This window comes from Brevundimonas sp. GW456-12-10-14-LB3, assembly GCF_059424365.1.
Window position 1 is genome coordinate 1 of the sequence record NZ_JBWKZJ010000032.1, and the last position, 23,986, is coordinate 23,986.

The 23,986-nt window shown below is 69.9% G+C and carries 28 protein-coding genes; 13 read left to right on the forward strand and 15 right to left on the reverse strand.

The genetic code is table 11. The features are described from left to right. The 3 genes from AC07XS_RS12280 to AC07XS_RS12290 form a co-directional block, all read left to right on the forward strand. On the forward strand, positions 1–463 hold a 463-nt coding region (locus AC07XS_RS12280; RefSeq protein ID WP_182714601.1), incomplete at its 5' end, for a hypothetical protein. A gap of 67 nt (positions 464–530) precedes the next feature. Continuing rightward, positions 531–1,073: a BA14K family protein gene (locus AC07XS_RS12285; protein ID WP_182714602.1), complete on the forward strand. Its 543-nt coding sequence runs from the start codon at positions 531–533 to the stop codon at positions 1,071–1,073. Positions 1,074–1,202: 129 nt separating this feature from the next. Next, positions 1,203–1,397: a hypothetical protein gene (locus tag AC07XS_RS12290; protein WP_182714603.1), complete on the forward strand. Its 195-nt coding sequence runs from the start codon at positions 1,203–1,205 to the stop codon at positions 1,395–1,397. A 14-nt stretch (positions 1,398–1,411) separates the two neighbouring features. Here the strand turns inward: AC07XS_RS12290 and AC07XS_RS12295 are convergent, their stop codons facing one another. The 5 genes from AC07XS_RS12295 to AC07XS_RS12315 all read right to left on the reverse strand — a co-directional run bounded on the left by AC07XS_RS12295 (position 1,412) and on the right by AC07XS_RS12315 (position 4,759). After that, entirely contained in the window at positions 1,412–1,945 is a 534-nt protein-coding gene (locus AC07XS_RS12295) for a GNAT family N-acetyltransferase (RefSeq protein ID WP_054764154.1), read from the reverse strand. A 164-nt stretch (positions 1,946–2,109) separates the two neighbouring features. Continuing rightward, a complete protein-coding gene (gene rpmA / locus AC07XS_RS12300) occupies positions 2,110–2,397 on the reverse strand; it encodes a 50S ribosomal protein L27 (protein WP_054764155.1) in 288 nt (95 codons plus the stop codon). Between the two features lie 97 nt (positions 2,398–2,494). Next, the gene (rplU, locus tag AC07XS_RS12305) at positions 2,495–3,061 is read right to left on the reverse strand and encodes a 50S ribosomal protein L21 (RefSeq protein WP_182714604.1); all 567 of its coding nucleotides are present in this window, start codon (positions 3,059–3,061) and stop codon (positions 2,495–2,497) included. A gap of 122 nt (positions 3,062–3,183) precedes the next feature. Continuing rightward, on the reverse strand, positions 3,184–3,717 hold the full coding sequence (locus tag AC07XS_RS12310; protein WP_152949122.1) for a phosphoribosyltransferase: 534 nt from the start codon (positions 3,715–3,717) through the stop codon (positions 3,184–3,186). Then, entirely contained in the window at positions 3,710–4,759 is a 1,050-nt protein-coding gene (locus AC07XS_RS12315) for an MJ0042-type zinc finger domain-containing protein (RefSeq protein ID WP_182714605.1), read from the reverse strand. Before AC07XS_RS12315 ends, AC07XS_RS12310 begins: the two co-directional genes overlap by 8 nt. Positions 4,760–4,830: 71 nt before the next feature. Here AC07XS_RS12315 and AC07XS_RS12320 point away from each other — a divergent pair, with 71 nt between their 5' ends. The 5 genes from AC07XS_RS12320 to AC07XS_RS12340 are packed head-to-tail and all read left to right on the forward strand — an operon-like array spanning position 4,831 to position 8,658. Continuing rightward, positions 4,831–5,550 (forward strand): cell division ATP-binding protein FtsE, encoded by a 720-nt coding sequence (locus AC07XS_RS12320; protein ID WP_182714606.1) that lies wholly within the window; start codon positions 4,831–4,833, stop codon positions 5,548–5,550. Beyond that, positions 5,547–6,452 (forward strand): cell division protein FtsX, encoded by a 906-nt coding sequence (locus AC07XS_RS12325; RefSeq protein ID WP_182714607.1) that lies wholly within the window; start codon positions 5,547–5,549, stop codon positions 6,450–6,452. The genes AC07XS_RS12320 and AC07XS_RS12325 overlap by 4 nt, the downstream gene beginning before the upstream one ends. Next, positions 6,449–7,105, forward strand: a complete 657-nt coding sequence (locus AC07XS_RS12330; RefSeq protein ID WP_182714608.1) for a YdcF family protein — start codon at positions 6,449–6,451, stop codon at positions 7,103–7,105. Before AC07XS_RS12325 ends, AC07XS_RS12330 begins: the two co-directional genes overlap by 4 nt. Further along, a complete protein-coding gene (locus AC07XS_RS12335) occupies positions 7,106–7,837 on the forward strand; it encodes a lysophospholipid acyltransferase family protein (RefSeq protein WP_182714609.1) in 732 nt (243 codons plus the stop codon). It abuts the gene before it with no gap. A gap of 26 nt (positions 7,838–7,863) precedes the next feature. Then, positions 7,864–8,658: a MipA/OmpV family protein gene (locus AC07XS_RS12340; RefSeq protein WP_182714610.1), complete on the forward strand. Its 795-nt coding sequence runs from the start codon at positions 7,864–7,866 to the stop codon at positions 8,656–8,658. A gap of 19 nt (positions 8,659–8,677) precedes the next feature. On the opposite strand, the gene hisC is transcribed toward AC07XS_RS12340, so the two are convergent. The 5 genes from hisC to AC07XS_RS12365 are packed head-to-tail and all read right to left on the reverse strand — an operon-like array spanning position 8,678 to position 14,934. Further along, complete coding sequence (gene hisC, locus AC07XS_RS12345; RefSeq protein WP_182714611.1) at positions 8,678–9,775, reverse strand: histidinol-phosphate transaminase; 1,098 nt, start codon at positions 9,773–9,775, stop codon at positions 8,678–8,680. 14 nt (positions 9,776–9,789) lie between these two features. Further along, positions 9,790–10,476 (reverse strand): hypothetical protein, encoded by a 687-nt coding sequence (locus AC07XS_RS12350; protein ID WP_054764165.1) that lies wholly within the window; start codon positions 10,474–10,476, stop codon positions 9,790–9,792. Continuing rightward, on the reverse strand, positions 10,476–11,528 hold the full coding sequence (locus tag AC07XS_RS12355; RefSeq protein WP_182714612.1) for a DUF2125 domain-containing protein: 1,053 nt from the start codon (positions 11,526–11,528) through the stop codon (positions 10,476–10,478). Before AC07XS_RS12355 ends, AC07XS_RS12350 begins: the two co-directional genes overlap by 1 nt. A gap of 54 nt (positions 11,529–11,582) precedes the next feature. Continuing rightward, the gene (gene ybaK / locus AC07XS_RS12360; protein ID WP_182714613.1) at positions 11,583–12,056 is read right to left on the reverse strand and encodes a Cys-tRNA(Pro) deacylase; all 474 of its coding nucleotides are present in this window, start codon (positions 12,054–12,056) and stop codon (positions 11,583–11,585) included. A gap of 1 nt (position 12,057) precedes the next feature. Beyond that, positions 12,058–14,934, reverse strand: a complete 2,877-nt coding sequence (locus AC07XS_RS12365) for an ATP-dependent DNA helicase (RefSeq protein ID WP_182714614.1) — start codon at positions 14,932–14,934, stop codon at positions 12,058–12,060. A gap of 96 nt (positions 14,935–15,030) precedes the next feature. On the opposite strand from AC07XS_RS12365, the gene AC07XS_RS12370 reads away from it, so the two are divergent. From AC07XS_RS12370 to pdeM, 4 genes are read left to right on the forward strand one after another with little or no spacing between them, the layout of a single operon-like run. Next, entirely contained in the window at positions 15,031–15,270 is a 240-nt protein-coding gene (locus AC07XS_RS12370) for a hypothetical protein (protein WP_182714615.1), read from the forward strand. Continuing rightward, on the forward strand, positions 15,267–15,704 hold the full coding sequence (locus AC07XS_RS12375; protein WP_182714616.1) for a type II toxin-antitoxin system VapC family toxin: 438 nt from the start codon (positions 15,267–15,269) through the stop codon (positions 15,702–15,704). Before AC07XS_RS12370 ends, AC07XS_RS12375 begins: the two co-directional genes overlap by 4 nt. After that, the gene (locus AC07XS_RS12380) at positions 15,674–18,292 is read left to right on the forward strand and encodes a ligase-associated DNA damage response DEXH box helicase (RefSeq protein ID WP_321208102.1); all 2,619 of its coding nucleotides are present in this window, start codon (positions 15,674–15,676) and stop codon (positions 18,290–18,292) included. Before AC07XS_RS12375 ends, AC07XS_RS12380 begins: the two co-directional genes overlap by 31 nt. Next, positions 18,289–19,074, forward strand: coding sequence for a ligase-associated DNA damage response endonuclease PdeM (gene pdeM / locus AC07XS_RS12385; RefSeq protein WP_182714617.1), 786 nt, complete (start codon positions 18,289–18,291; stop codon positions 19,072–19,074). Before AC07XS_RS12380 ends, pdeM begins: the two co-directional genes overlap by 4 nt. 19 nt (positions 19,075–19,093) lie before the next feature. Here pdeM and AC07XS_RS12390 read toward each other — a convergent pair whose 3' ends face one another. From AC07XS_RS12390 to AC07XS_RS12400, 3 genes are all read right to left on the reverse strand, one after another. Further along, positions 19,094–19,654 (reverse strand): HNH endonuclease, encoded by a 561-nt coding sequence (locus tag AC07XS_RS12390; protein WP_054764217.1) that lies wholly within the window; start codon positions 19,652–19,654, stop codon positions 19,094–19,096. 131 nt (positions 19,655–19,785) lie between these two features. After that, positions 19,786–20,436: a trimeric intracellular cation channel family protein gene (locus AC07XS_RS12395; RefSeq protein WP_182714618.1), complete on the reverse strand. Its 651-nt coding sequence runs from the start codon at positions 20,434–20,436 to the stop codon at positions 19,786–19,788. Further along, positions 20,433–21,089: a DNA-3-methyladenine glycosylase family protein gene (locus tag AC07XS_RS12400; RefSeq protein ID WP_182714619.1), complete on the reverse strand. Its 657-nt coding sequence runs from the start codon at positions 21,087–21,089 to the stop codon at positions 20,433–20,435. Before AC07XS_RS12400 ends, AC07XS_RS12395 begins: the two co-directional genes overlap by 4 nt. A gap of 214 nt (positions 21,090–21,303) precedes the next feature. On the opposite strand from AC07XS_RS12400, the gene gluQRS reads away from it, so the two are divergent. Further along, positions 21,304–22,164: a tRNA glutamyl-Q(34) synthetase GluQRS gene (gene gluQRS, locus AC07XS_RS12405; RefSeq protein ID WP_182714620.1), complete on the forward strand. Its 861-nt coding sequence runs from the start codon at positions 21,304–21,306 to the stop codon at positions 22,162–22,164. Here gluQRS and AC07XS_RS12410 read toward each other — a convergent pair. Further along, positions 22,148–22,969: a TIGR02186 family protein gene (locus AC07XS_RS12410; protein ID WP_182714621.1), complete on the reverse strand. Its 822-nt coding sequence runs from the start codon at positions 22,967–22,969 to the stop codon at positions 22,148–22,150. The two genes, gluQRS and AC07XS_RS12410, sit on opposite strands and share 17 nt — an antisense overlap. Further along, positions 22,969–23,892 (reverse strand): sulfite exporter TauE/SafE family protein, encoded by a 924-nt coding sequence (locus tag AC07XS_RS12415; protein ID WP_182714622.1) that lies wholly within the window; start codon positions 23,890–23,892, stop codon positions 22,969–22,971. Before AC07XS_RS12415 ends, AC07XS_RS12410 begins: the two co-directional genes overlap by 1 nt. Positions 23,893–23,986: the final 94 nt, after the last annotated feature.

The following is a 23,986-nucleotide window of genomic DNA, read 5'->3' on the forward strand; positions in this document are numbered from 1 at the left end:
TTCGGCCTGCGCCCCCACGACCTTCCCCGCCGGCGCCCCGACCGGCGGCCCCGCCGCCTTCAACGCGGCCGACTTCGCCTGGTCCCAGCGCACCGGCCAGGCCGCCATAGAGGGCCGCGTCGCCTACGCCCAAGACGGAAAGTCCTACGCCTGCGTCGCCTCGGCCGGCCTGACGCCCGAGACCCCCTATACCCGCGCCCGTTTCCGCACCCTCTACGGCTCCACCGACCGGGCCGCCGTCCCCGCCGCCGTGGTGCGGGCCCGCACCGTGCCCGACGCCAGCGCCGACTACACCGGCTTTGTCCGATCCGAGCCCTGCCGCGACGGCCGGTTCCGTTTCAGCGACCTGCCCGACGGCGGCTGGTTCCTGATCGTGCCGGTGCGGACGGGCGACGAGCCGCCCCTGGTCCTGATGCGGCGCGTTGACACGCGCGGCGGCCGCGTCGTCAACGTCACCCTGTAAGCTGATCCGTAGCGTCCCCACGATCCTCCGCCCGGCGAACCGCCGGGCCCCGTTCAGGGAGACTGACATGAGACCCGCCCCGATCCTCGCCGTCCTCCTCCTGTCGTCGGCCGGCCTTTCGGTCGCCGCCCCGACCCAGGCCCAGGCTCAGACCTATTCCAGCTACGGCTCCTACCGGACCTATGAGTACGGCTATGGTCATGAGGACCGGGCTTGGCGCCGCGACGCCCACCGCCGCTACGACTTCAACGGCCAGGCGGATCGGCCGGGCGACTATCGCTGCGACCGCTATTGGGACGCCGGCCGCAGCGACTGCGGCGCCGCCTGGCGCGACCAGCGGCCGGTCCGCGATCGGGCCTGGAGCGATCGCCGCTGGGCGCCGGATTACGGCCATGGCCGCCCCGGCGTCTATCCCGGCGCCTACGGTCGCCCTGACCTGATCTATCCCGGCGGCGGCGTCGGCTACGGCCAGGACTATGGACGGGGTTACGGCTACGGCGCGGCGCGCGATCCCTATCGCGTCGCCTGGTGCCGCGCCTCCTATCGCTCCTATGACCCGGTCGGCGGCTACTACCGCACCTACGACGGGCGACTGGTCTTCTGCGGCTGAGCCGCAGAACCGTCTTCGTACGGATGAAGCTCACGAAGTTGCGATTCCGGTAACGGGGATCGCCATCTTCTGGCCGCGACCGGCCCCGACTTATCCCCGCCTGTCGCCGAAGATCAGGGGAGGATCTTGATGTCCCAGCATAATATCATCGGGTCCGAAGCCTTCACCCGGGGTCCGATGATCCTGGTCCGCCAGTATCGGGCGGGCGGCGCGCGCCGTCGCCGCGCCCGAACGGCGGCCGCCTTCATCGCCGGGGCGACCGCCATGCTGCTGGCCGGCCTGGTCGGAGCGGCCGTGGTCTACGGCCCCGGCCTGGCAGGCTGATCGAGAGGCGCGGCTCAGGCCAGCCAGACCATCATCCGCGTGTCCGCCTCGGCGCCCCGCGCGCGGCTCCAGGCGCGGCGGGTCTCTCCCGTATAGAGAAAGCCCGCCTTCTCCAGCACCCGGCCCGACGCCGGATTGTCGGCGAAATGGCCGGCGACCAGGGCGCGCCGCTTCCACCGCCGTCCGGCCCAGACAAGGGCGCCGTCCAGCGCCTCGGTCGCAAATCCGCGCCCCCAATAGTCTCTGCCGATCCAATAGCCGGTCTCGGGCACCCGGTCCTCGCCTTCGAACAGGCCGATCACCCCGATCGGCCCTTCCGCCTCATGCTCGATGACGAAGGTGTTGGCCCGCGCCGGGTCCTGGGAGGCGACCTGAATGACGAAGTCTTCCGCATCCTCGATGCGGAACGGGTGCGGCATTCGCTTGGTCATGCGCGCAATGTCCAGATCATTGGCCAGGGCCGCGATGCGCGGCGCGTCCTGCGGCGCAGGGGCGCGCAGGATCAGGCGCCGGGTCTCCACGACGGGAGAGGTTTCGATGACGCACATGGCGTTCGCCTCCGTTCGGACCGCCTCCTTGGAGGGCTCGGGCGGTCTTCGAGGCGGGGAAACGCAAACGGGGAGCCTGGTGATCCAGACTCCCCGCGGAATAGTTCCCTGGTCCGGATCGGCTGCTTCGGTGAGCAACGCGATCCGGAGTGTTCCAGACTGCGTTACTCGGCGGCGAGCGCCTGGGCGGCGTCGTCATTCGCCGCAAGGATCGACACGTAACAACGGCCGCCGCGTTTGGTGGTGAACTTCACCGCACCGTTCGTCAGGGCGAACAGGGTGTGGTCGCGGCCCATGCCGATGTTCTCACCCGGGTGGAAGGTGGTGCCGCGCTGACGCACGATGATGTTGCCGGCCAGCACGCGCTCGCCGCCGAACTTCTTCACGCCGAGGCGCTTCGACTCAGAGTCGCGACCGTTGCGCGACGAACCGCCGGATTTCTTGTGAGCCATCTTGCCGCTCCGTCTTTCCTGAGCGTCCTACCGGCCTGTCGGCCTACTTGAGGACGTCTCTCTTAACTGGTCTGGCGCCGGGGCGCCGGTGAATGTCTTAGGCTTCGTCGCCGGCGGCTTCAGCCTTGGGCGCGGCCTTTTTCTTGGCCGGAGCCTTCTTGCCGGAGTCTTGGGCGGGAGCCGAGCTCTCGACCACGGCCGCCTTGACGTCGGCGCCGTCGGCTTCGGTCACGACCGTCTCGGTCGATCCCAGCGACGAGGTCGCGCCGCGGGTCGCGAGACCGCGGGCCCGCAGATTGATCTCGGCCTTGGTGATCAGCTCGACCTTGCCGTCCCACTTGGCGGACTGGCCGGCGCCTTCGATGCCGGTGATGCGCAGGACCGATTCCATCTGGCGATGGCCGTTGGTGCGGCGATAGCCCTGGCGACGGATTTTCTTGAAGATCTTGATCTTCTCACCCTTGCGGGTCTCGATCAGGGTTGCGCCGACGAAGGCGCCGTCGACCAGGGGCGCGCCCACGGTCACGCCGTTGTCGCCGCCCAGCATCAGGACGCTGTCGAACTTCAGCTCAGCGCCGGCGTCGCCGTCGAGCTTTTCGACGACGATGGTGTCGCCCGGTTGAACCCGGTACTGCTTGCCGCCGGTCTTGATCACCGCGTACATGTTGAAGCCTCAGCGCAAACGCAAAAAAGAATACGCCCTCCGGGAGGACCCCCGGGGGCGAAGAGCGGCGACATATACGGAAGGGCGTCTCAGAGTCAACGCCGAACCGGCCGCTTTTATCGTCAGTCCAGCGCGCAGATGTCCGGCAGGCCGCGCAGGCCGCCGGCGTTGTCCAGGCCGTAGCCGACCAGAAACCGGTTTGGAGCCTCCCAGCCGACGAAGTCCGGCTCGGGCGCGCGGGGGGCGGGCCAGGGCTTGCGGGCGAAGACGCAGGTCAGGACTTCGGACGCCCCGCCCTCGCGCGCGATCCGCGCCGCCTCGGCCAAGGACAGGCCGGTGTCGAAGACGTCGTCCAGGATCAGCACCTTGCGCCCAGCGATCGGCCGCTGGAACGGCGCATAGACGTCGATCGCGCCCCGGCTGGTCTTCTCGTCCCCATAGGAGGCGAGCCAAAGCGCGTCGAAACGAACGTTGCGGCCGATGCGGGACAGGGCGCGGGTCAGGTCGGCGGCGAACCACAGCCCCCCGGTCAGAAGGACGGCCGCCACCGTCTCGTCATCGGTGACGGGGGCGATGCGGGCGGCGAGGTCCGCCACGATGCGGGCGATGTCGGCCTCGGCCAGGAGAACGGTCGGCGTGGGGGAAGGATCAGCCATGAGAGGCGGATACCGCCTCCCCATGAGCCCTGTCCACCGTCGCGAGGGGTCGGGCCTCGACCGGAGCGGCCTGACGCCCGCCCATCCCCGGCGCCACGGCCGAACGCAGGCCGTTGGAGGCCGGCGCCAGTTCCGCATGGGCGTCGGCGGGCGCGTGGCCTTCGGAAGCGGCGGCCGGCGCATGATCGGCGGGAGCGTGGGCGGCGGCGGGCGGCGCATGGGCCTCGCCGTGGGCCTCGGCCCCATGGCTTTCGTCTCCATGGTTTTCGGGCGATCCGTGGGAAGCCGCTGCGTGGCCGTTCGGCGCGCCGTGCGCCTTGGCCGGCGGGGCGTGCGGCGTCTCGGCGGTGACGAAGTTGACGCCGATGTCGGCGGCGTGTCCGCCGGGGTCGGGGATCAGGACGGCGAAGCCCTGCACCTTGCCGGGCAGGACCGGAGCGGCGTCGATGGTCACCAGTTTGAAGCCGATCTCGGCGCCGTGTTCGTCCAGCAGGGCCACCCGCACCGGCGGGGCCACGATCTCGGTGTCACGGACGTTGCGCAGGGCCCCGGAGACCAGGACCATGCCGGGCCGCGAAGGAACCTCCTTGGCGCTCATGGCCTCGAAGTCGAGGCCGACGGGGTTCACCGGGGCGCCGACTGCGGCATAGGCGGCCGCAGCGCGGGGAAAGGCGTCGACCACCTCGATCCGGAACAGGAAGGCTGAAACGATCAGGCCCACGAAGACGCTGGCCAGACCGGCCCAGACCACGCCGTGGGTTGCGGCCCGACGCAGGCGTCGCTGATGTTCGGCGCGGGCGCGGAAGGCCTTGGGCAGTTCCGGCGCCGGGGTTTCGGCCAGGCTGGCGGGCTCAGAGACGGCTTCCGGCTCGGGCGTAGAGATGACGCGCGGTTCGGGCGCGACGCTCAGCTCCAGCGGTTCATCGGGGCTCGCCCGCCACACCTCGCCGCAGGATTTGCAGCGGACCTTGCGGCCGTTCGCCCCCAAGGCGTCGTCGGGAATGAAATAGCTGGTGGCGCAGGCGGGGCAGGTCAGTATCATGTGGCTGACTGCGAGGCTGTCGCCCCCTCCCGTAAGGCGCGGTCCACGCCCTGTCCCTGAAAACAAACCCTATGCCGTCCCCGCCCCCCAGCGCCGCCGATTCCGCCCCCGTCGCCGAGACCGCCCGCCTGTCGGGCGTGGGTTTCGGCTATGCGGACGCGCCCGACGTGCTGCGAGACGTTAACCTCATTCTGACGCGAGGCTCTTTCCACTTCCTTACCGGACCGTCCGGCGCCGGAAAGTCGTCGCTGCTGCGGCTTCTGACCCTGGCCGACCGGCCGACCAAGGGAAGCCTCCGCCTGTTCGGAACCGACGTTTCACACATCGACCGGCGCGACATCCCCGCTTTTCGGCGCCGCATGGGGGTGGTGTTTCAGGATTTCCGCCTGCTGGACCATCTGTCCGCCTTCGAGAACGCCGCCCTGCCGCTGCGGCTGGCGGGCGGGCGCGAGGCCGACTACGCCGCCGATGTCGAAGAGATGCTGAAATGGGTCGGGCTGGGCCGCCGGATGGACGCCCGTCCGCCCGCCCTGTCCGGCGGCGAGAAGCAGAGGCTGGCCATCGCCCGCGCCGTCATCACCCGTCCCGGCCTGATCGTGGCGGACGAACCGACCGGCAGCGTGGACGCCGTCATGGCCGACAAGCTGCTGCGTCTGTTCCAATCGCTGAACCGCCTGGGGGCCACCGTCCTGATCGCCAGCCACGATCAGGCCCTGGCCGAACGGTCGGGAGCCAAGGTTTTGAAGCTGGACCAGGGCCGGTTGAGCGAAGCCGGCAGGATGGCCGCATGACGCCGTCGATCCTGGCCCGGAGCCTTCCCCGACGTCGACCCGGCCTGCTGCCCCCCGCCGCCGCGGGCGAGCCCTGGCTGATGACGGTCATCGCCGTCCTGTGTTTTCTGGCCTGTCTGGCCGCCGTCGCCGCCTCGGCCGCCGATCGGGCCGCCCACGGCTGGGCGCGTCAGCTGGGGGCCGAGGCGACCGTCCAGGTGCGGCCCCGTGTCGGCGAAAGCGGCGACACCGCCGCCGCCCGCGCCGCCGAAACCCTGGCGGGCGTGCCCGGGGTCGAAGAGGCCGCCGCCCTTGACCGCAAGGCGGCCGAGGACCTGCTGCGGCCCTGGCTGGGCGACGCCGTCCTGCCGGACCTGCCCCTGCCGCATCTGGTGACGGTCCGGCTGGACCCCGACGCCCCGGCCAGCGCCGTGACCCTGAGCCGCGCCCTGGCCGAGGCCGGTCTGGACGCCACGGTGGACGACCACAGTCTGTGGCGAGGCGAGGTCGAACGGTCGGCCGCCCTGATCACCGTTCTGGCGGGCGCGGCCTTCCTGGCGATCGCCTTCGCCGCCGCCGCCGCCATCGCCTACGCCACCCGCGCCGGCCTGGCCGCCGGCCGAGGCGTGATCGAGACCCTGAGCCTGAACGGGGCGACCGACGGGCGTATCGCCTGGCTGTTCCAGCGGCGGTTCGCCCTGATCGCGGCCGGCGCCGGCGCCGTCGGCGCCGTGCTGGCGGCCCTGCTTCTGGCCTTTGTGCGGTTCCTGGGCGGATCGGGCGGCCTGACCCAGGCCCTGCCCGTGACCTGGGGGGATCTGCTGTTGCTCTCGCCATGTCCGCTGCTGGCGGCTACGGTGGCGCTTGTCGCGGCCAGATTCGCCGCCATGCAGGTGCTGGGCTCAGGCAGGGGGAAGGCATGAGACTGCTCGTCGTCATCGGCGTCGTCGCCCTGATCTGGCTGGTCGGCCTGTTCGCCTTCGCCCATCGGGTGCGCGAACTGACCCCGGCGGAAGAGCCCGCCCCCGCCGACGCCATTGTGGCCCTGACCGGCCCCTCGTCCGAACGGGTCAACGCCGCCATCCGCCTGTTGGAGCAGGGCAAGGGCGAACGGGTGCTGATTTCGGGCGTGAACCGCGAGGTCCGCCGTCGCGAACTGCGTGAACTGACCCCTGGCTCGAGCCGCCTGTTCAACTGCTGCGTCGATCTGGGCTTCGAGGCCGAGGACACGGTGGGCAACGCCCAGGAGATCGCCGCCTGGGCGCGGGCCAAGGGCTATGACCATCTGATCGTCGTCACCTCCGACTATCACATGCCCCGCTCCCTGGTGGAGATCCGGGGCCAGGCGCCGGGGGTGAAACTGACCCCCTACGCCGTCTCGACCCCGTCGCTGGACAATCGGCACTGGTGGCGCGCGACGGTCACGGCCCGGCGGATGACCCTGGAATATATGAAATACCTCGCCGCCCTGGGGCGCGAGGCCGTGCGACGGCTCAGCCGAGACGCCCCCGCCCCAGCCCCAGCCTCAGCCTCAGAGCCCGAGGCTTCCGCCCCGACCGAAAAGGCCCCCGCCTAAGTGAACACCCTGCGTTCCCTGCTCTTCACCGCCTGGCTCTATCTGTCGATGCCGATCATCGCCATCGGCCTGTCGCCCATCCTCCTGGCGCCGCACCGCTACGTCCAGGGCGTCTGCAAGCTGTGGGCGCGGATCGCCCTGTTCGGGCTGCGCTGGATCGCCGGCGTCAAGGTGGAGGTGCGCGGGCTGGAGAACGCCCCGTCCGGCGCCGCCCTGATCGCCTCCAAACACCAGGGGATGCTGGACATCGTCGCCCTGCTGGCGGTCCTGCCCGACGCCTGTTTCGTCATGAAGAAGGAGCTGATGCCTCTGCCCTTCTTCGGCTGGTTCGCCTGGCGCGCCAAGATGATCGCGGTGGATCGCGCCGGTCACGCCAAGGCGCTCAAGGACATGACCCGTCAGGCCCGCGACCGCCTGGCTGAAGGCCGTCAGATCGTCATCTTCCCCGAAGGCACGCGCAACGAACCCGGCGTCCCCGGCGACTACAAACCGGGCGTCGCGGCCATCTATCGCGATCTGGAGGGCCCCTGCTGGCCCGTCGCCACCAACTCCGGCGTCCACTGGCCCGCCCACGGCTTCCGCCGCTATCCGGGGACGGTGGTGTTCGAGTTCCTGGAGCCCATCCCCGCCGGACTGAAACGCGGACAGATGATGGCGTTGCTGGAAAGTCGCATCGAGACGGCTTCCGCCGCCCTGTTGGAGCCAAAGGCCGCGCTCGAACGTATGGGGTGACCGATCCCGTACGAGGAAGCTCCCCCATGTCCCTGCGCCGCCTGGCCCTGACCGCCGCCGCCTTCACCGCCGCCGCCCTGACCGGGGGCGCCGCCCTGGCCCAGTCCCAGCCCTATGAGCAGATCCGCCCCGCAGCCGACGGCTGGACCGTCGATCTGGGCGTCGGCGCCCTCTACAGCAAGGACAGCGGCGGCGACACGGGCTCTGAGACGCGGGTCGTGCCCTGGGTCTCGGCCAACTATCGCGACGTCGTCTATCTGAACGCCATCGACGGCCTGGGCTGGAATGCGGTCAAGACCGACAGCTTCCGCGCCGGGCTTCAGCTGCGCCCGCGCTTTTCGCCGGACGACATCGAGGGTCTGGACCTGGATCGGCCCGACTTCGGCGCCGACGTCGCCGCCTACGCCTTTCAGCGCCTTCCCGGAAACATCGTGGTCGGCGGCCGGGTCAGCCGCGACGTGACCGATGTCAGCGAGGGCACGGAATACTACGCCTCGGTCGGTCATCAGCGGGTGACGCCGATCGGCCTGATGAACGTCTCGGTCTATGCGCGCGGCGGCGACGCCAAGCTGGCCGACGCCTATTACGGCGTCAGCGCCGAAGAGGCCGCCCGCAACGGCATCGCCCCCTATTCGCCGGGCAGCGGCCTGCAAGGGGCGGGCGCCAGCCTGTTCCTGCTGGTCCCGCTGAACGACAAATGGGGCGCCGGCGCCCTGATCAACTATGAGCGCCGGCTGGGCGACGTGGCCGACAGCCCCCTGTCTGAGGAAGACGACACGATCCGCACGGGCGTCTTCTTCGCCCGTCGCTTCGGCGGCTGAAGCGGAATGCGGCGACCGATCAGGTCGCCCCGAACTCGCTCAGCGCGTCGATGACGGCGCGGTTCTGGTCTTCGGTGCCGATGGTGATCCGCAGACCCTGCGGCAGGCCGTAGCCGCCGACCGGGCGGACGATGATCCCCTTGCCGTTCAGATAGTCGCTGGCCGCCGCCGCCCGTTCGGCCGTCTCGAACAGGACCAGCACGAAGTTGCCGGCGCTGGGCAGGACCTCCAGGCCGAAGCCGCGCAGGGCCTGGGTCAGGCGCGGCTTCCAGGTCGAGATAAGCTCGCGCGACGCCTGCTGGTGCGCCTCGTCGCCCAGGGCGGCCGTCGCTGCCTCAAGCCCCGGAACCGAGACGTTGAACGGCAGGCGGATGCGGTCGATCGCCTCGGCCACCTTCAGCGGCGCATAGCCGAAACCGATCCGCAAACCGCCCAGGCCGTGAATCTTGGAGAAGGTGCGGGTGACGACGATGTTCTCGGCGTCGCGGGCCAGGGGGAAGGCCGTCTCCCAGTCGGCCTCGGTCACATATTCGGCATAGGCTTCATCGACCACCAGGATCACATGAGCCGGCAGGGCCGCATGCAGGCGGCGGATCTCCTCGCCTGAGTTGTAGCTGCCGGTCGGGTTCGACGGATTGGAGACATAGACGATCTTGGTCCGCTCATCGACCTGGGCCAGAAGCGCGTCCACCTCGGCCTTGTAGTTCGGCTCGGGCGCCAGCTTGACCTGGGCCTCGCAGGCCATGGCGCTGATCCGATAGGCCAGAAAGCCGTACTGGCCGCAGACGATATTGTCGCCCGCCGTCAGATAGGTCTGGTTCAGCAGGGCGAAGACCTCGTCCGAGCCATTGCCGAAGATCAGCCGCTCGGGCTCCAGCCCATGGGTTTGGGCCACGGCCGTCCGCAGCTTGGTCGCCCGCCCATCCGGATAGATGTGAATGTTGCGAACCGCCGCCTCATAGGCCGCGCGCGCCTTTTCACCGGTGCCCAGCATGTTCTCGTTGGAGGACAGCTTCATCGGTTCGGCGACGCCGGCGATGGACGACTTGCCCCCGACATAGGGGGCGATGTCGAGGATGCCGGGCTTGGGCTGGGGGCCCTGGGGCGCGTCGGTCATGGAAAACCTTGATCTCAGAAGATGGGGGCGGCGCCGATGACGCCGGTCAGGCGGCCGGGGGCGTTCGTCAGCCGCCCGTCCTCGGCCTGCACATAGCCTGCCAGGGCGAACAGCTTCAAGCCGCCTGCCGCAGCCAAAGGATCGGCGATCAACCCGGCCTCGCCCATGGCTTCCACGATCTTAGTGTCGGACCAGCCGCTGTCGGTGACCCAGAAGGTCCGATCCTCGCCGGTCGGCCCGGACCCCTCGCGCGTCACCAGAAAGGCTTGGGGACGGGCGCGGGCGTCGTCCGGCAGGGCCCCGGCGATCTTCAGCTCCGGCCGGGCCAGGAGCCGACCCCACCAGGGACGATCAGACGACAGGTCGATCAGAGCCCGCGCCCCGTCCTCGGCGGCCTTCAGCGCCTCTTCGGCCGGCAGAGGCCGCCCGCCCAGGCCGTACCGGTCAGCCGCCAGCGCCTGGGCCAGGCCGCCGCTGGTGATCAGGGCCGGCCCGACGGCGGCCTCGATCCGCCCCCATAGGGCCTTCAGCACCTTCGCATCGACAGGCTGCGCCCCAGCCAGAAGCGCGCGCAGACTCAGGGCCGAGGCGTCCAGGCGCGTCCTGGGGCCGGCGGCCAGGCGCGCCCGCACCGCCTCGACCACCGCGCGGTCCAGGGCGTCCAGGGCCGCATCGGCCGGGGGTTCGTTCAGGAACGCCATCAGAACAGCTTGGGCGCAGGGGCCAGGGCGAAGGGCCCCAGCCAGGTCCGACCGTCGCGGAAGACCAGGGTCAGCGGAACCTCTTCGCCCCCGGCCGCCTGGGCGGCGCCCGCCGCTCCGGCGGCCCCGGCCGCGCCCAGACGTTCGCCGGGCCGGGTGCGGCTTTCCAGCAGGCCCGAAAGCGCCGGCAGCGGCTTTTGGGACTGGACCGTCACCTGGCCGGTCAGCCGCCCGTCGGCGTCGGCCCTCAGAACGTCGCTGCTCAGGGTGGCGCGGCTTTCGCCGGCCTGAAGATCGCCGCGCAGATTGCGGAAGGTCCCGCCGCCCTTGGTCCAGGCGGAAAAGACCCCGGCGGCGTCCGCCCCAGTCAACAGACTGGCCCGGCCGATCGTGGCCTCCAGCTGGGTCGTCAGCTGCCCGTCCTGAGCGAAGCCTTCGACCGGTCCATCGCGTCGCCCCTGGCCGTCGACCAGTCGGAACATGACGTCGATGTCGTCGGTCGCAACGGTCGAGCCTTCCAGATGCGGCCGCGTGTAGAATTCGATCCGCGCCGCCCGGGCGATGGGGAAGGGCTCGCCCTGGGGCAGGGCCGTGAAGATCGGATTGACCAGCTCCAGCGCCAGATTGGGCCAGCGCTGATCAATGCCGCCGGCGCTCATGCGGATCGCATCGCCGTGGACCGCCACCTTGCCCTTGCCGGCGCGGGTCAGGACCAGCCCCTCCGGCGCCGCGACCACCCATTTGGTCGGCTGATAGGCGTTGGCCTCGGCCTCCAGCTCCGGCGCCGCCAGGGCCAGGCCCGAAGGCGCGGCCACGGTGACGTGGGTCAGGCGCACATGGGCGCGGAACGGCCAGCCGACGATCCGCTTGTCGGCGTAGCGGACCTCCCACCCCTGCTGGCGCAGCTTCGCCGCCTGGGCCTCCAGCCCCGCGTCGATCCGGCGGGTCAGATAGAACCACCACCCCGTCCAGGCGGCCAGGGCGATCAGCACCAGGATGAAGGGGCCGTAAAGGCCGGCGCGGCTGTGTCGCGGGGTCGAAGGCTGGGTCATGCAAACTCCGGTTCAAGGCCGCTATAGCCCAACCGACCCCGGCCGCATAAGGCGTCAGGCCGTCAGATCGACCAGCCGCGCGGCCGCCGCCCGCACCGCCTCGTCCGGCGCCAGGCCCAGCAGCAGCCCCCTTTGGCCGCCGTTGATCAGGATCTGGTCGAACAGCGCCGCCGTCTCGTCGAACAGGGTCGGAACGGCCTTGCGCTGACCGAAGGGACTGACCCCGCCGACCTTGTAGCCCGTCAGCCGTTCGGCGTCGGCGGGCTTCATCATCTGGGCCGATTTGGCGCCGAGGGCGGCGGCCAGCTTCTTCATGCTGACCTCGGCGTCGGAGGGAATGACGACGCAGACGGGCGCCCCGTCCGCCAGGGTCATCAGGGTCTTGAACACTTCTTCCGGCGGCCGCCCCAGGGCTCCAGCCGCCTGAAGCCCCGTGCGCGGCGCATCGGGATCATAGGAATAGGGAAACAGTTCGAACGCGATGCCCGCCTGGGCGAGGGCGACGGTGGCGGGCGTGGTCTTCGACATCTCAATCGGTCTCGGTCTGCGGCGTCTGAAGAAAATCACGGGTCAAGGCGACGGCGTCGGCCAGACCCATGCGCTGCACCTCTATCCCAGGCGGCAGGCTGGCGAACAGCCGCGTCGGGGTGGCGGCGTCCAGCATCAGGAAGACCCCCTTGTCGTCCGCACGGCGGATCAGCCGGCCGAAGGCCTGGGCGATGCGGGCGCGGGCCAGGGCGTCGTCATAGCCCCTGCCCTGCCCGAACTGGCCGCCCAGCCGTTCGCGCCGCGCCTTGTGCAGCAGGTCCGGGCGCGGCCAGGGCGCGCGATCAAAGGCGAGGACTCGCAAGGACCGGCCGGGCACGTCCACCCCGTCCCGCACCGCGTCCGTGCCCAGCAGGCAGGCGTTCTCCTCGACCCGGAACATGTCGACCAGGGCGCCCACCTCCAGCGGATCGACGTGCTGGGCGTAAAGCGGCGCTCCGGCTTTCGCGAGGTCCGGCCCCAGCCGCTCATAGACCGCCTTCAGCCGACGGATGGCGGTGAACAGGCCCAGGCCCCCGCCTCCGGCCGCCAGGAACAGCTCACGCATCGCCGCCGCCGTCTGGCGCGGATCGTCCTTGACCAGATCGTTGACGACGATGACCCGGCTGTTGGCCGTATAGTCGAACGGGCTCTCGACCTTCAGGGTGCGGGGCGGCTCGATCAGCCGGGCCGAACCGGTTCGGAGCCGCGCCAGATCGAACGGATCGTCCTGCAAGGGGTCCGACAGGGTCGCCGAGGTCACCAGCACCCCGTGCGAGGGCGCGATCACAGCCGCCTCCAGCGGGACGGTGGGATCGATCCAGTGGCGGCGCAGGGCCACGTCGTGGATGCGGCCGAAGGCGGTCTCGGCCGACAGCCAGTCGACGAAGTCGGGATCCGGTTCGCTCCCGCCGTCCTCCAGCGCCGCCAGCATCGACCGCCAGCCGGGCAGGGTCATGCGGGCGCGCCGGTCCAGGCCCCGCAAGGCCCCCTCGATCCGCGACCGCTGCGACCCGTCCAGTTCGGCCGCCTCGTCGTCGAGGACGTCCTCCAGATGCCGTGCCAGGGCCAGAAGCGGGGCCTCGACCGCCGCCAGGGCCTGGGCGGCGGCGCGGGCCGTCTCCGCCACGGCTTCGGTCACGGGCTTGAGCGCGCACTCCATGCCGAACTCGGCCCCGCCATAGGGGGTTTCCGCCGTGCGGGCGCGCAGCTGATCCAGGGCGGCGGCTAAAAAGGCCTCGATCGGCCCGATCGGATTGACTTCGCCCGAGGCCGGCGCCACCCGGCCGGACACCCCCTCCCCGGGCAGGGCGGCGGCCGCGCGGATCGCATCCTGCAGCGCCTTCAGCGCCGCCTCATTGTCCCCGACCAGATCGCCCAGCCTCTGTTCCAGACCGCGTCCGCGCCGCCCCCGCCCCTCGGGCCCGCGAATCCAGCGGCGCAGCTCGGCGGCCTCCTGGCCCGACAGACAGGCGGAAAAGGCGCTGTCGGCGGCGTCGAACAGATGGTGGCCCTCGTCGAAGACGATCCGCTTCAGCGCCGCCGTCTCTCCGTCCTGCTGTTGGCCCCGGGCCGAGCGCGCGCCGTCGAAGGCGGCCTGGGTCAGGACCAGGGCGTGGTTGGCGATGACCAGGTCGGCGCGACGGCTGGCGCGTATGGTCTTTTCGACGAAACAGGTGCGATAGTGGGGACAGGCGGCGTGGACGCACTCGCCCCGCCGGTCGACCAGATTGGCCGCGCCGGCCGCGTGGGCGGGCGGGACGGCGAACAGGCCCGACAGCCAGCCGGGGAAGTCGCCGCCGGTCATGTCCCCGTCGCGCGTGTGCAGGGCCCAGCGTCCGGCCAGGCCCAGGCCGATCAGGTCGCCGTTCCCCAGTTGGGCCGCCTGGACCATGTCCTGAAGATTGAGGACGCACAGATAGTTCTCGCGCCCCTTGCGGATCACCGTCTTTCGGCGGCGCTCCTCCGGATCGGGCCACAGAGCATGGCTTTCCCGGTCGATCTGGCGTTGCAGGGCCCGCGTATAGGTCGAGATCCAGGCCGCCCCCTGGTTCCGCTCGGCCCAGAGTGAGGCCGGCGCCAGATAGCCCAGGGTCTTGCCCGTGCCCGTCCCCGCCTCGGCCAGCAGCACCCGCGGCCGCCCCTCTTCATTACGCGGCGAAAAGGCGAAGGCGGCCTCGGCGGCGTAGTCTGACTGGGTCGGCCGCGTCTCGTCCAGACCCGAGGCCTGAAGCAGCTTCTCCAGCCGGATGCGGGCGCTCTCGCTGTCGACGGGCGCCGAGCCCGCCTCGCCGCGCGGCGCCTCGTCCTCCCATTCCGTCAGCCGGCTCCAGACGTCCAGGCCCGAGCCGCGATGTTGCCGCGCCCGCACCCCGCCCGCCTCAAGGGCCTGAACCACCCGCTCGCCCCAGGCCCAGCCCGCCCGTTGCAGGGTCAGGGCCAGAACATAGGCGGCTTCACGTTCGGGATAGGCGGGCGCCGCCAGCTCACGCAGCAGCACGGCCGCCGCTTCACGCAACACCGCCGCCTGCGCCTCGGGCGACTTCGGCTCCGCCAGCCCCAGGGCCAGGGCCAGCCCCGTGGGCGACGGGGCGCAGAACCGCGCCGGCCGCACGAAGGCGTACAGCTCCAGCACATCCATCAGGTCGCCGGACCGAGGCGGCGGCGTCAGCCCCAGCCGCCGCGCGGTCAGCGACGCATGGGCCACCAGCACCGGCCCGCCGGTGAAGAACCCCTCGGCCGCCCCCCGCCCGATCTTCCGCGCCCCCTGGTCGTCGCACACCGCCCCCGCGCCGGGCGGGGTGGCAAGCGCCGGCGGCAGGTCGAGCCAGGGCTCGGCGCCGCTCAGGCGGGATTCGGCGATGACGGATTCGTCGGACACGGCCTCAACATAGCGAGCTGACCAGCGAAACGGAACGGGAACATCTGGTTTCGCCGGCCTTCTGGCTCTATATGTCGTCCAAACGAGGAGATCGCCGTGAACAAGCCGATTGATCCCACCGAATGGCTGGCCGCCATGGCCGCAAAAGTTGAGGCGGAAGGTCCGCAGACGGTTGACGTTGCAGGCCACAGTCGCGTCACCTTGATCACAGAAGCGGACTTTCGTCGACTGAGCGAACGTAAGCCGACCTTCAAGGAATGGCTTCTGACCGGGCCGCGTCTCGACGACGTGGAGATCGAGCGCGATCCTCGCCCCAGCCGCGACTTTTCCTTTTGAAATTTCTGCTCGACACCAACGCCATCAGCGAGACGCTGAAAACTCGGCCTGATGAGGGATTTCTGAATTGGCTCGACTCCGTCGGCTCCCCTGAAGACTTGTTCGATGACCGACTTCACCTCAGCGTCCTGTCGATCGCAGAGATGCGAAGAGGCGCCCTAAAGCTCGACCCTGGCCGGAAGCGCGCTCTTATAGAGGCGCGCATTGAGGGTATGATTACAGATTTCAAGGATCGCATCCTGAGGGTCGATCTTTCGGTTTCCGAAAACTGGGCGGTCCTGGCCGAAGCTTATCGACGTCAGGGCGTGACAGTCGGATTGATCGACGAACTGATCGCAGCGACAGCCCTTGCCTACGACCTGACCCTCGTCACCCGAAATGTCCGCCATTTCGAACACAGCGGATGCCGCCTGCTGTCGCCGTGGAGCGGATGACGACGCTTCCGCCCTTGTTCACCGACTGGTTCTCCGGGCGCGGCTGGTCGCCCCGGCGGCATCAGCTCGAAATGGTCGCGGCGGGCCAGGCGGGGGCGCACGCCCTGCTGGTCGCGCCGACCGGCGGGGGCAAGACCTTGGCGGGCTTTCTGCCCAGCCTGATCGACCTGGCGGAACGCGGCCCCAAGCCGCAGACGGGGCCGGGTTCGGGCGTCCACACCCTTTATCTGTCGCCGTTGAAGGCCCTGACCACCGACGTCGAACGCAATCTGATGACGCCGATCCGCGAGATCGGGCTGAACATCCATGTCGAGACGCGGACGGGCGACACCAAACAGTCGAAACGCCAGCGCCAGCGCGACTTCCCGCCCGACATCCTGCTGACCACGCCAGAGCAGTTGGCCCTGTTCTGCGCCTGGGAGGGCGCCCGGTCCTATTTCGCCGATCTGAAATGCGTGGTGCTGGACGAGGTCCACGCCATCTGGAGCGGCAAGCGCGGCGACCTGCTGTCGCTGGGTCTGGGGCGGTTGCAGAGCTTCGCACCCGGCATGCGCCGGGTGGGTCTGAGCGCGACGATCGAAGACCCGGACCTGATCCGGGGATGGCTGGCGCCGCGCTTCAATCCTCCCCCATTGGGGGAGGGGGACCGCGAAGCGGTGGAGGGGGCCGACCTTGACGCCGACTCCGAAGCAAGCCCCCCTCACCAGGCTTCGCCTGGTCCCCTCCCCCCATCGGGGGGAGATTTGGTGCGCCTGGTCAAGGGCGATCCCGGCGCTCCCGCCGTCATCGACGTGCTGATCTCCGAGGGCCATGTGCCCTGGGCGGGGCACACCGGCCGGCACGCCATCCCCGAGGTCTATGCCGCCATCCAGCGCGCCAACCTGGCCCTGATCTTCGTCAACACCCGCTGGCAGTCGGAGTTCGTCTTTCAGCAGCTGTGGGAAATCAATGATGCAAGCCTGCCCATCGGTCTGCACCACGGCTCCCTGGCCGCCGAACAAAGACGCAAGGTCGAGGCGGCCATGGCGCGGGGCGACCTGCGGGCCGTGGTCTGCACCTCGACGCTGGATCTCGGCATCGACTGGGGCGACGTCGATCTGGTCATCCAGATGGCGGCGCCCAAGGGCTCCAGCCGTCTGGTCCAACGGATCGGCCGCGCCAACCACCGGCTGGACGAACCGTCGCGCGCCCTCTTGGTCCCCGCCAGTCGGTTCGAAATGCTGGAATGCCAGGCGGCGCGCGAGGCGGTCGCCGACAACGCCTTCGACTGGGAGCCGATCCATATCGGCACGTTGGATACGCTGGCCCAGCATGTGATGGGCGTGGCCTGCTCCGAGGCCTTCGACATGCAGGCCCTGTACGACGAGATCACCGGCTGCGGCCCCTATCGCGGCCTGAGCTGGGAACAGTTCGAAGAGGTGGTCGATTTCGTCGCGACCGGCGGCTATGCGCTGCGCACCTACGACCGGTTCGCCCGCATCGTCAGGACGCCGGACGGCCGCTGGAAGGTGCGCAACCAACATATCGCCCAGCGCCACCGGATGAACGTCGGCGCCATCGTCTCGGCCGGAACCCTGAACGTGCGGGTCGCGGGGCGCCGGGGCGGCGCCGCGCGACAGCTGGTCCCCGGCCGCAAGGTGGGCGAGGCCGAGGAATGGTATTTCGAACAGCTGACGCCCGGCGACACCTTCCTGTTCGCAGGCCAGGTCTGGGCCTTTCAGGGCATCGTCGGAACCGACGCCCTGGTCACCCACGCCAACGACAAGGAGCCCAAGATCCCCTCCTGGGGCGGGTCCAAGTTTCCGCTGTCCACCTCACTGGCCGATCGGGTGCGGACGATGGTTCAGGACCCCGACCACTGGCGCGTCCTGCCGCCGGACGTGCAGGAATGGCTGGAGCTCCAGGCCGAGCGCTCCGCCATCCCTGACGCCGAATCCATGCTGGTGGAGACCTTTCCGCGCGGCAGCCGGCATTTCCTGGTGGCCTATCCGTTTGAGGGCAATCTGGCCCACACCACCCTGTGCATGCTGCTGACCCGACGGCTGGACCGGCTGGGCGTCGGGCCGCTGGGCTTCGTCGTCACCGACTATTCCCTGGCCGTCTGGTCGATCAAGCCGATGGACCGGATCGACCTGGACGCCCTGTTCCAGCCGGACATGCTGGGCGACGATCTGGAGGCTTGGCTGGAGGAGAGCTTCATGATGAAGCGGTCGTTCCGCAATTGCGCCCTGATCTCGGGCCTGATCGAGCGCCGCCAGCCGGGCGCCGAAAAGACCGGCCGGCAGGTGACCTTCTCCACCGACCTCATCTACGACGTGCTCCGCCGCCATCAGCCCGACCATCTGCTGCTGAAGACCGCCCGCGCCGACGCCGCCTCGGGCCTGCTGGACGTGGCGCGGCTGGGCCAGATGCTGACGCGGATCGAGGGTCGCATCCGTCATCAGCCCCTGACCCGCCCCTCGCCCTTCTGCGTGCCGGTCCTGGTCCAGATCGGGCGCGAGCGGGTCGGCGGGGACGCCGCCGAAATGATCCTGGACGAAAGCGCCGAACAGCTGATCGCCGAGGTCATGGACGAGGCGGCGCCGTGAACGCCGCCCTGCGCCAGACCCTGTCCCCCACGCGCAAGCCCTGCGGGTCCTTGCGGGTCCAGATCGCGGGCGAGACCTGCGTGCTGCGCTGTTCCGGGGCTTTGTGGCTTCCCGCCCATCGCACCCTGATCGCGGCAGACCTGCACCTGGAAAAGGGCTCGGCCTTCGCCGCGCGCGGCCAGATGCTGCCGCCCTACGACAGCCGCGCCACCCTGGACCGGCTGGAGGCCGAGATCGCCGAACTGGACCCGCGCGGGATCATCCTGCTGGGCGACAGCTTCCATGACCGAAAGGCCGTGCCGCGCATGGCGGTGGAAGACCGCCTCCGCCTGGACCGGCTGGCGGCCGGGCGCGACTGGACCTGGCTGGAGGGCAATCACGACCGTGAAGCCCTGACCGCCTCCACGCTCGGTTTGCCCGGCGTGGTCCTGGCGGAGATGCGGCTGGGCGGGCTTCGCCTGACCCACGAGCCCGAGCCCCGCACCGGGACGGACGACCGCCAGGGCGAGGTCGCCGGCCACCTGCATCCCGCCGCCCGCGTGGTCGCCTATGGCCGCGGCGTTCGCCGCCCCTGTTTCATCACCGACGGATCGCGCCTGATCCTGCCGGCCTTCGGCGCCTTCACCGGCGGACTGGACGTCTGTGATCCGGCCATAGCCGACCTGTTCGGCTCAGAACCGATGGCCGCCGTCCTGGGGCGCGACAAGGTCCATGCCGTGTCTTGGAAGACCTGCGCCGAGCCCGCCGGCCTGGACCGCCGGCGTTCCGGCCGGTTCGCCTGACGCCGCTATCCGACGAAATTCAGGGCTCCAGCTCGATGTCCCAGTACAGGTAATCGAGCCAGCTCTGGTGCAGATAATGGGGGGGGAAACGCCGTCCCGCCTCCTGAAGCTGCCAGGCGTTGGGGCGATAGGGTTCGCGCCGGATCGGCATCAGGGCCTGGCGCGGCGTCCGCCCACCCTTGGTCAGATTGCAGGGACCGCAGGCGGCGACGATGTTCTCCCAGGTCGTGCGACCGCCCTGGGACCGAGGGATCACATGGTCGAACGTCAGTTCGGTGGAGGCGCCGCAATACTGACAGGCGAAGCCGTCGCGCAGGAAGACGTTGAACCGGGTGAAGGCCGGGCTGCGATCCTGATCCACATAGGTCTTGAGCGCGATGACGCTGGGCAGTTGCATCTCCATCGACGGAGAGCGCACCACCTTCTCGTACAGGGACACCACGTCCACCCGATCCTGATAGACCGCCTTGACCGCCTCCTCCCACGGCCACAGCGACAGGGGATAGTAAGACAGGGGCCGAAAATCCGCATTCAGCACCAGGGCCGGAAAGCCCGACGGCGGTCGATGGAGAACCTGCATCAGGCCCTCCCGCTCACAGCGGAGGATATGGAGGCGACAGGATTGAAGACGGATCTCCTTCCCTAGTCAGAGGCTCATAACCTAGCGCCGATTCGAAGACGTCGCCATGACGAACAGACGACGAAACCGGGTCAATTTCGCGCCGGGAACCCCGGCAGGGTCCATCCCCAGCGCAGGGCGCCCGCGCGCAGCATGAAGCCGGCGATCGCTGCGACGATGGCGGCGGGCCAGATCGGCGTCTCGGGCATCCTCAGGACGATGTAGAGGGTCGCGGCCAGGATGGCGGCGGTGACGTTGATCTCGCGCCGCAGCAGGATCGACGGCTGGCCGGCCAGGGTGTCGCGCACCACCCCGCCGAAACAGGCGGTCAAGGTGCCCATGACGATGCAGATCAGCGGGTGGGCCCCGGCCGCCTCGGCCTTGGCCGCCCCCATGACCCCATAGGCGCCCAGGCCGACGGCGTCGAGCCACAGAAGGGCGCGGAACCGCCAGTCCCTCTGGCCGATCAGCCACAGCACCACCGCCGCCGACAGGCAGACGGCCATATAGCGCCAGTCCTGGACCCAGAAGACCGGCAGGCCCAGCAGCAGGTCGCGCAGGGTCCCGCCCCCGACGCCGGTGATGGCGGCGAAGAAGGCGAAGGTGACGACGTCGTGCTTTTCCCGCGCCGCCGCCAGGGCGCCCGTGGCGGCGAAGACCGCCACCCCGGCGAAGTCCAGGGCCGCCAGCACGGTCTGGGGGTTGCGCAGCGGCTCGGTCAGGGCGGGGTCCAGCGGGGTCATGGCGTGTGATCCTCCAGCGCGATCTCGCCGCGCCGCACCCCGCCATACCATCCCCAAAGCAGATGCGCCGCCACCCCGCGATGCGGCCGCCAGCGCTCGGCCCGGGCATAGGCCTGTTTCTCGTTCGGCCGGACCTCGGCCCGGTCGGCCCAGCGCATGGCCTCCTGCAAGGCCACGTCCCCGCCGGGAAAGACGTTCAGCCGCCCCTCGCAGAACATCAAATAGGTTTCGGCCGTCCATTTGCCGACGCCCCGGATGGCGGTCAGGGCGGCGATCGCGGCCTCGTCCGACAGGGTCTGCATATGATCCAGGTCGATCCGCCCCTCCACCTGGGCCAGGGCGATCTCGCGTCCGTAGCGCGCCTTCTGCCCCGACAGGCCGAAGGCGCGCAGCGCCTCGACGTCGTGGGCCAGCACCGCCTCCGGCGTCACGGCCCCGCCCAGCCCCTCGACCGTGCGCCCCCAGATGGAGGCGGCGGCGGCGACCGAGACCTGCTGTTCCACGATCATGCGGAACAGACCCTCATAGCCGCCAGGCCGCAGCCGCCATTCGAAGGCGGGCGTCTGGGCATGGGCCCGCGCCAGGGCGGGATCGGCCTTGGCCAGAGCGTCTCGAGCGGCGGCGATATCCTGGACTGTCGGGGCGACGGGCATCGCCCACACTTAGAGCATGATCGTTTCAGGCGGAACCGCGAGGCGGTTCCGGCAGAAGCGTGAATCATGCTCTCGCTCTAATCCGGAGCCTGATTCACCGTTTCAGCGGAACCGCGAAGCGGTTCCTCCTCAACGGATCAGGCTCTGGGACCGATGTGGGCTCTCGAAAAGGGCGGGGCGCCGTTCGGGTCCGGAAACCGCTAGGATCAGGGAAATGTTCGCCACCCGTTTCGCCCCCTCCCCCACCGGCCGCCTGCACAAGGGCCACGCCTTTTCCGCCCTGACCGCCTGGACTGCGGCTCGGAGGGCCGGGGGGCGGTTCGTTCTGCGGATCGAGGACATCGACCCGACCCGCTGCCGCCCGGAGTTCGAGGTCGGGATTCTGGAGGACCTGGCCTGGCTGGGGCTGGACTGGGAGACGCCGGTGCGGCGCCAGTCGGCGCATCTGGACGATTACGCCGCCGTTCTGGACCATCTGCGGCGTCAGGGGCTTCTGTACCGGTGCTTCCGAACGCGCAAGGACATCCTGGACGGCCTGGGCGATGCGCCCCACGGGGCGATGGAGGCGGTGCGGCCGGGCCCCCATCCGGCGCAGGAGGAGGCGGCGTTTCTGGAGGCGGGTCGGCCCTTCGCCTGGCGGCTGTCGCTGGATCGGGCGCGGCAGGTCCTGGGGGAGGCCGTCTGGAGGGGCCTGACCTTCGTCGAGGAAGGGACGGGACCGGGCGGCGAGACCGGCTTGATCCCGGTGCGGCCCGAGGCGGGGGGCGATGTGGTGCTGGCCCGCAAGGACGCGGGCGTCGCCTATCATCTGGCCGTGGCCCATGACGACGCCGTGCAGGGGATCGACCATGTGATCCGAGGCCAGGACCTGTTCGAGGCCACCCATGTGCAGCGGCTGATCCAGACCCTGATGGGCTGGCCCTCCCCCGTCTATCGCCACCACCCCCTGCTGACCGGGCCGGACGGGCGGCGCTACGCCAAGCGGGATCGGTCCGTGACCCTGGCGGAACTGCGCGCCGGCGGCCTGACGGCCGAGACCCTGCGGGCCGAACTGGGCTTCAGTTCCGGCGACTGAAGACGCGCGAGGCGCCGTAGCCCGTCAGGGCCGCCAACAGGACGCAGACCAGGCCGTAAAGCCACGGCCGACGATGGGCGAACTCATAGATGTCTCGCTCCAGACCCACCTTCTCCACCGTCAGGGTCAGGTTCGAAACCGACTGGGGCTCCCCGTCCTGGAACAGCCAGACCTCGGCGTAATATTTGCCGGTCGGGGCGACGGTGGGCAGTTTCACCTCGGCCCGGAACAGGCCACGGTCCACGAACTCGACCCCCTTGGGATCGGTGTCGTAAAGGGCCGCCGCCTCCTTCAGCCGGATCACCGCGCGCCGCCAGTCCAGATAGTCGTCGCCCAGACGGCTGACCACCACGTCGCGCACGCCGTAGCGGGTGACGGTGCGGCTCTCCTCCGGCGCGTCGATCCTCAGGTGATCGACCCCCACCCCCAGCCGCCGCAGCTGGCCGAACTCGGCGATTTCGGACAGGGGCCGGGTCGAGGCGGTCATGTAGAAGCCGGGCGCCCCCTCGAACAGTACCGGGCGGCTGTTCAGCCAGACGCCCATGTTGCGCGTCTTCTTGACCAGACGCACGGGCGCGTCCGGTCCGCGCACCACCACCACCACATCGGCGGGTTCCGGCGTCGGATTGAAGACGGCGCCGAACAGCACGATCGAGGCGCCGCGGAAGCTGGAATCGACCCGCACCCGCGCGTCGGTCAGGGCGGCTGCGACGCGCAGCTCCCCGGTCGTGGCCTCGGACCGGTCGGGCGCCGGAAGCGTGAGAGGGGCCTCGATCGCGGGCGGAGGGGGTGGAAGCGCCTGCATCAGTCGGCGACCCCGGGCGCGATCAGGAAGATGTCGCTGGGCCGGACGAACAGCTCCAGCCCCATCTGGATCCCCACCAGAAGAACGATCAGCCCCAGGGCGGCGCGCAGTTCCTCCGCCCGGAACCGACCGGCGAACCGGGCGCCGATCTGGGCCCCGACGACCCCGCCCAGAAGCAGGATGGTGGACAGGACGATGTCGACCGTCTGGTTGCGTCCGGCCTGAAGGATAGTGGTGATGGCGGTGGTGATGATGATCTGGAACAGGCTGGTGCCGACCACGGCGCCGGCCCGCATCCGCAGGACGTACAGCATGGCGGGCACCAGGATGAAGCCGCCCCCCACCCCCATGAGGGCCGACAGCACCCCTGCGAAGACGCCCAGGCCGAACGGCGGGAGGGCGCTGATGTATAGGCCCGATTTTGGAAACTTCATCTTCAGCGGCAGGCCGTACAGCCACAGGGGCCGCCGACGCTCCTTGCGCGGCGCGGGCAGACCCCGTCGGCGACGCAGGATTTCGGTCAGGCTCTCGTTCAGCATCAGCCCGCCGATGACGCCCAGGAAGACCAGATAGGACAGGGCCACCACCAGGTCCGCCTGGCCCAGCAGCCGCAGATAACGAAACAGCTCGACCCCGGCCAAGGCGCCGACGGCGCCGCCGCCCGCCATCACCAACCCCATGCGGAAATCGACCGCCCCCTGGCCGGCGTAGCGGATCACGCCCGAGGTGGAGGAGGCCACGACATGGCTGGCCTGGCTGGCGACCGCCACAGTCGGGGGAATGCCGAGGAAGACCAGGATCGGGGCCATCAGGAAGCCGCCGCCGATGCCGAACAGGCCCGAGACGAAGCCGACCACCGCCCCCAGGATCACCAGGGTCGGCCAGTTCACCGAAACCTCGGCGATCGGCAGATAGATATCCAAAGGACGCGCCTTCGGCTGGAGCGAAACGGAAAGCGCCGAACGGCGACAGCTGGTCTTTAGCGACGGGGACGGCGCGCCGCCACCCTGGTCTGGG

Bases quoted from the DNA above. Each gene is read 5' to 3' on its own strand.
- AC07XS_RS12315 (WP_182714605.1), bottom strand. From the start codon at position 4,759: ATGATACTGACCTGCCCCGCCTGCGCCACCAGCTATTTCATTCCCGAC.
- AC07XS_RS12310 (WP_152949122.1), bottom strand. From the start codon at position 3,717: ATGGCTGATCCTTCCCCCACGCCGACCGTTCTCCTGGCCGAGGCCGAC.
- AC07XS_RS12395 (WP_182714618.1), bottom strand. From the start codon at position 20,436: ATGACCCCGCTGGACCCCGCCCTGACCGAGCCGCTGCGCAACCCCCAG.
- AC07XS_RS12340 (WP_182714610.1), top strand. From the start codon at position 7,864: ATGTCCCTGCGCCGCCTGGCCCTGACCGCCGCCGCCTTCACCGCCGCC.
- AC07XS_RS12380 (WP_321208102.1), top strand. From the start codon at position 15,674: ATGCCGCCTGCTGTCGCCGTGGAGCGGATGACGACGCTTCCGCCCTTG.
- AC07XS_RS12400 (WP_182714619.1), bottom strand. From the start codon at position 21,089: ATGCCCGTCGCCCCGACAGTCCAGGATATCGCCGCCGCTCGAGACGCT.
- AC07XS_RS12285 (WP_182714602.1), top strand. From the start codon at position 531: ATGAGACCCGCCCCGATCCTCGCCGTCCTCCTCCTGTCGTCGGCCGGC.
- AC07XS_RS12325 (WP_182714607.1), top strand. From the start codon at position 5,547: ATGACGCCGTCGATCCTGGCCCGGAGCCTTCCCCGACGTCGACCCGGC.
- ybaK (WP_182714613.1), bottom strand. From the start codon at position 12,056: ATGTCGAAGACCACGCCCGCCACCGTCGCCCTCGCCCAGGCGGGCATC.
- AC07XS_RS12410 (WP_182714621.1), bottom strand. From the start codon at position 22,969: ATGCAGGCGCTTCCACCCCCTCCGCCCGCGATCGAGGCCCCTCTCACG.
- AC07XS_RS12295 (WP_054764154.1), bottom strand. From the start codon at position 1,945: ATGTGCGTCATCGAAACCTCTCCCGTCGTGGAGACCCGGCGCCTGATC.
- AC07XS_RS12320 (WP_182714606.1), top strand. From the start codon at position 4,831: ATGCCGTCCCCGCCCCCCAGCGCCGCCGATTCCGCCCCCGTCGCCGAG.
- AC07XS_RS12390 (WP_054764217.1), bottom strand. From the start codon at position 19,654: ATGCAGGTTCTCCATCGACCGCCGTCGGGCTTTCCGGCCCTGGTGCTG.
- gluQRS (WP_182714620.1), top strand. From the start codon at position 21,304: ATGTTCGCCACCCGTTTCGCCCCCTCCCCCACCGGCCGCCTGCACAAG.
- AC07XS_RS12290 (WP_182714603.1), top strand. From the start codon at position 1,203: ATGTCCCAGCATAATATCATCGGGTCCGAAGCCTTCACCCGGGGTCCG.
- hisC (WP_182714611.1), bottom strand. From the start codon at position 9,775: ATGACCGACGCGCCCCAGGGCCCCCAGCCCAAGCCCGGCATCCTCGAC.
- rpmA (WP_054764155.1), bottom strand. From the start codon at position 2,397: ATGGCTCACAAGAAATCCGGCGGTTCGTCGCGCAACGGTCGCGACTCT.
- rplU (WP_182714604.1), bottom strand. From the start codon at position 3,061: ATGTACGCGGTGATCAAGACCGGCGGCAAGCAGTACCGGGTTCAACCG.
- AC07XS_RS12350 (WP_054764165.1), bottom strand. From the start codon at position 10,476: ATGGCGTTCCTGAACGAACCCCCGGCCGATGCGGCCCTGGACGCCCTG.
- AC07XS_RS12330 (WP_182714608.1), top strand. From the start codon at position 6,449: ATGAGACTGCTCGTCGTCATCGGCGTCGTCGCCCTGATCTGGCTGGTC.
- AC07XS_RS12355 (WP_182714612.1), bottom strand. From the start codon at position 11,528: ATGACCCAGCCTTCGACCCCGCGACACAGCCGCGCCGGCCTTTACGGC.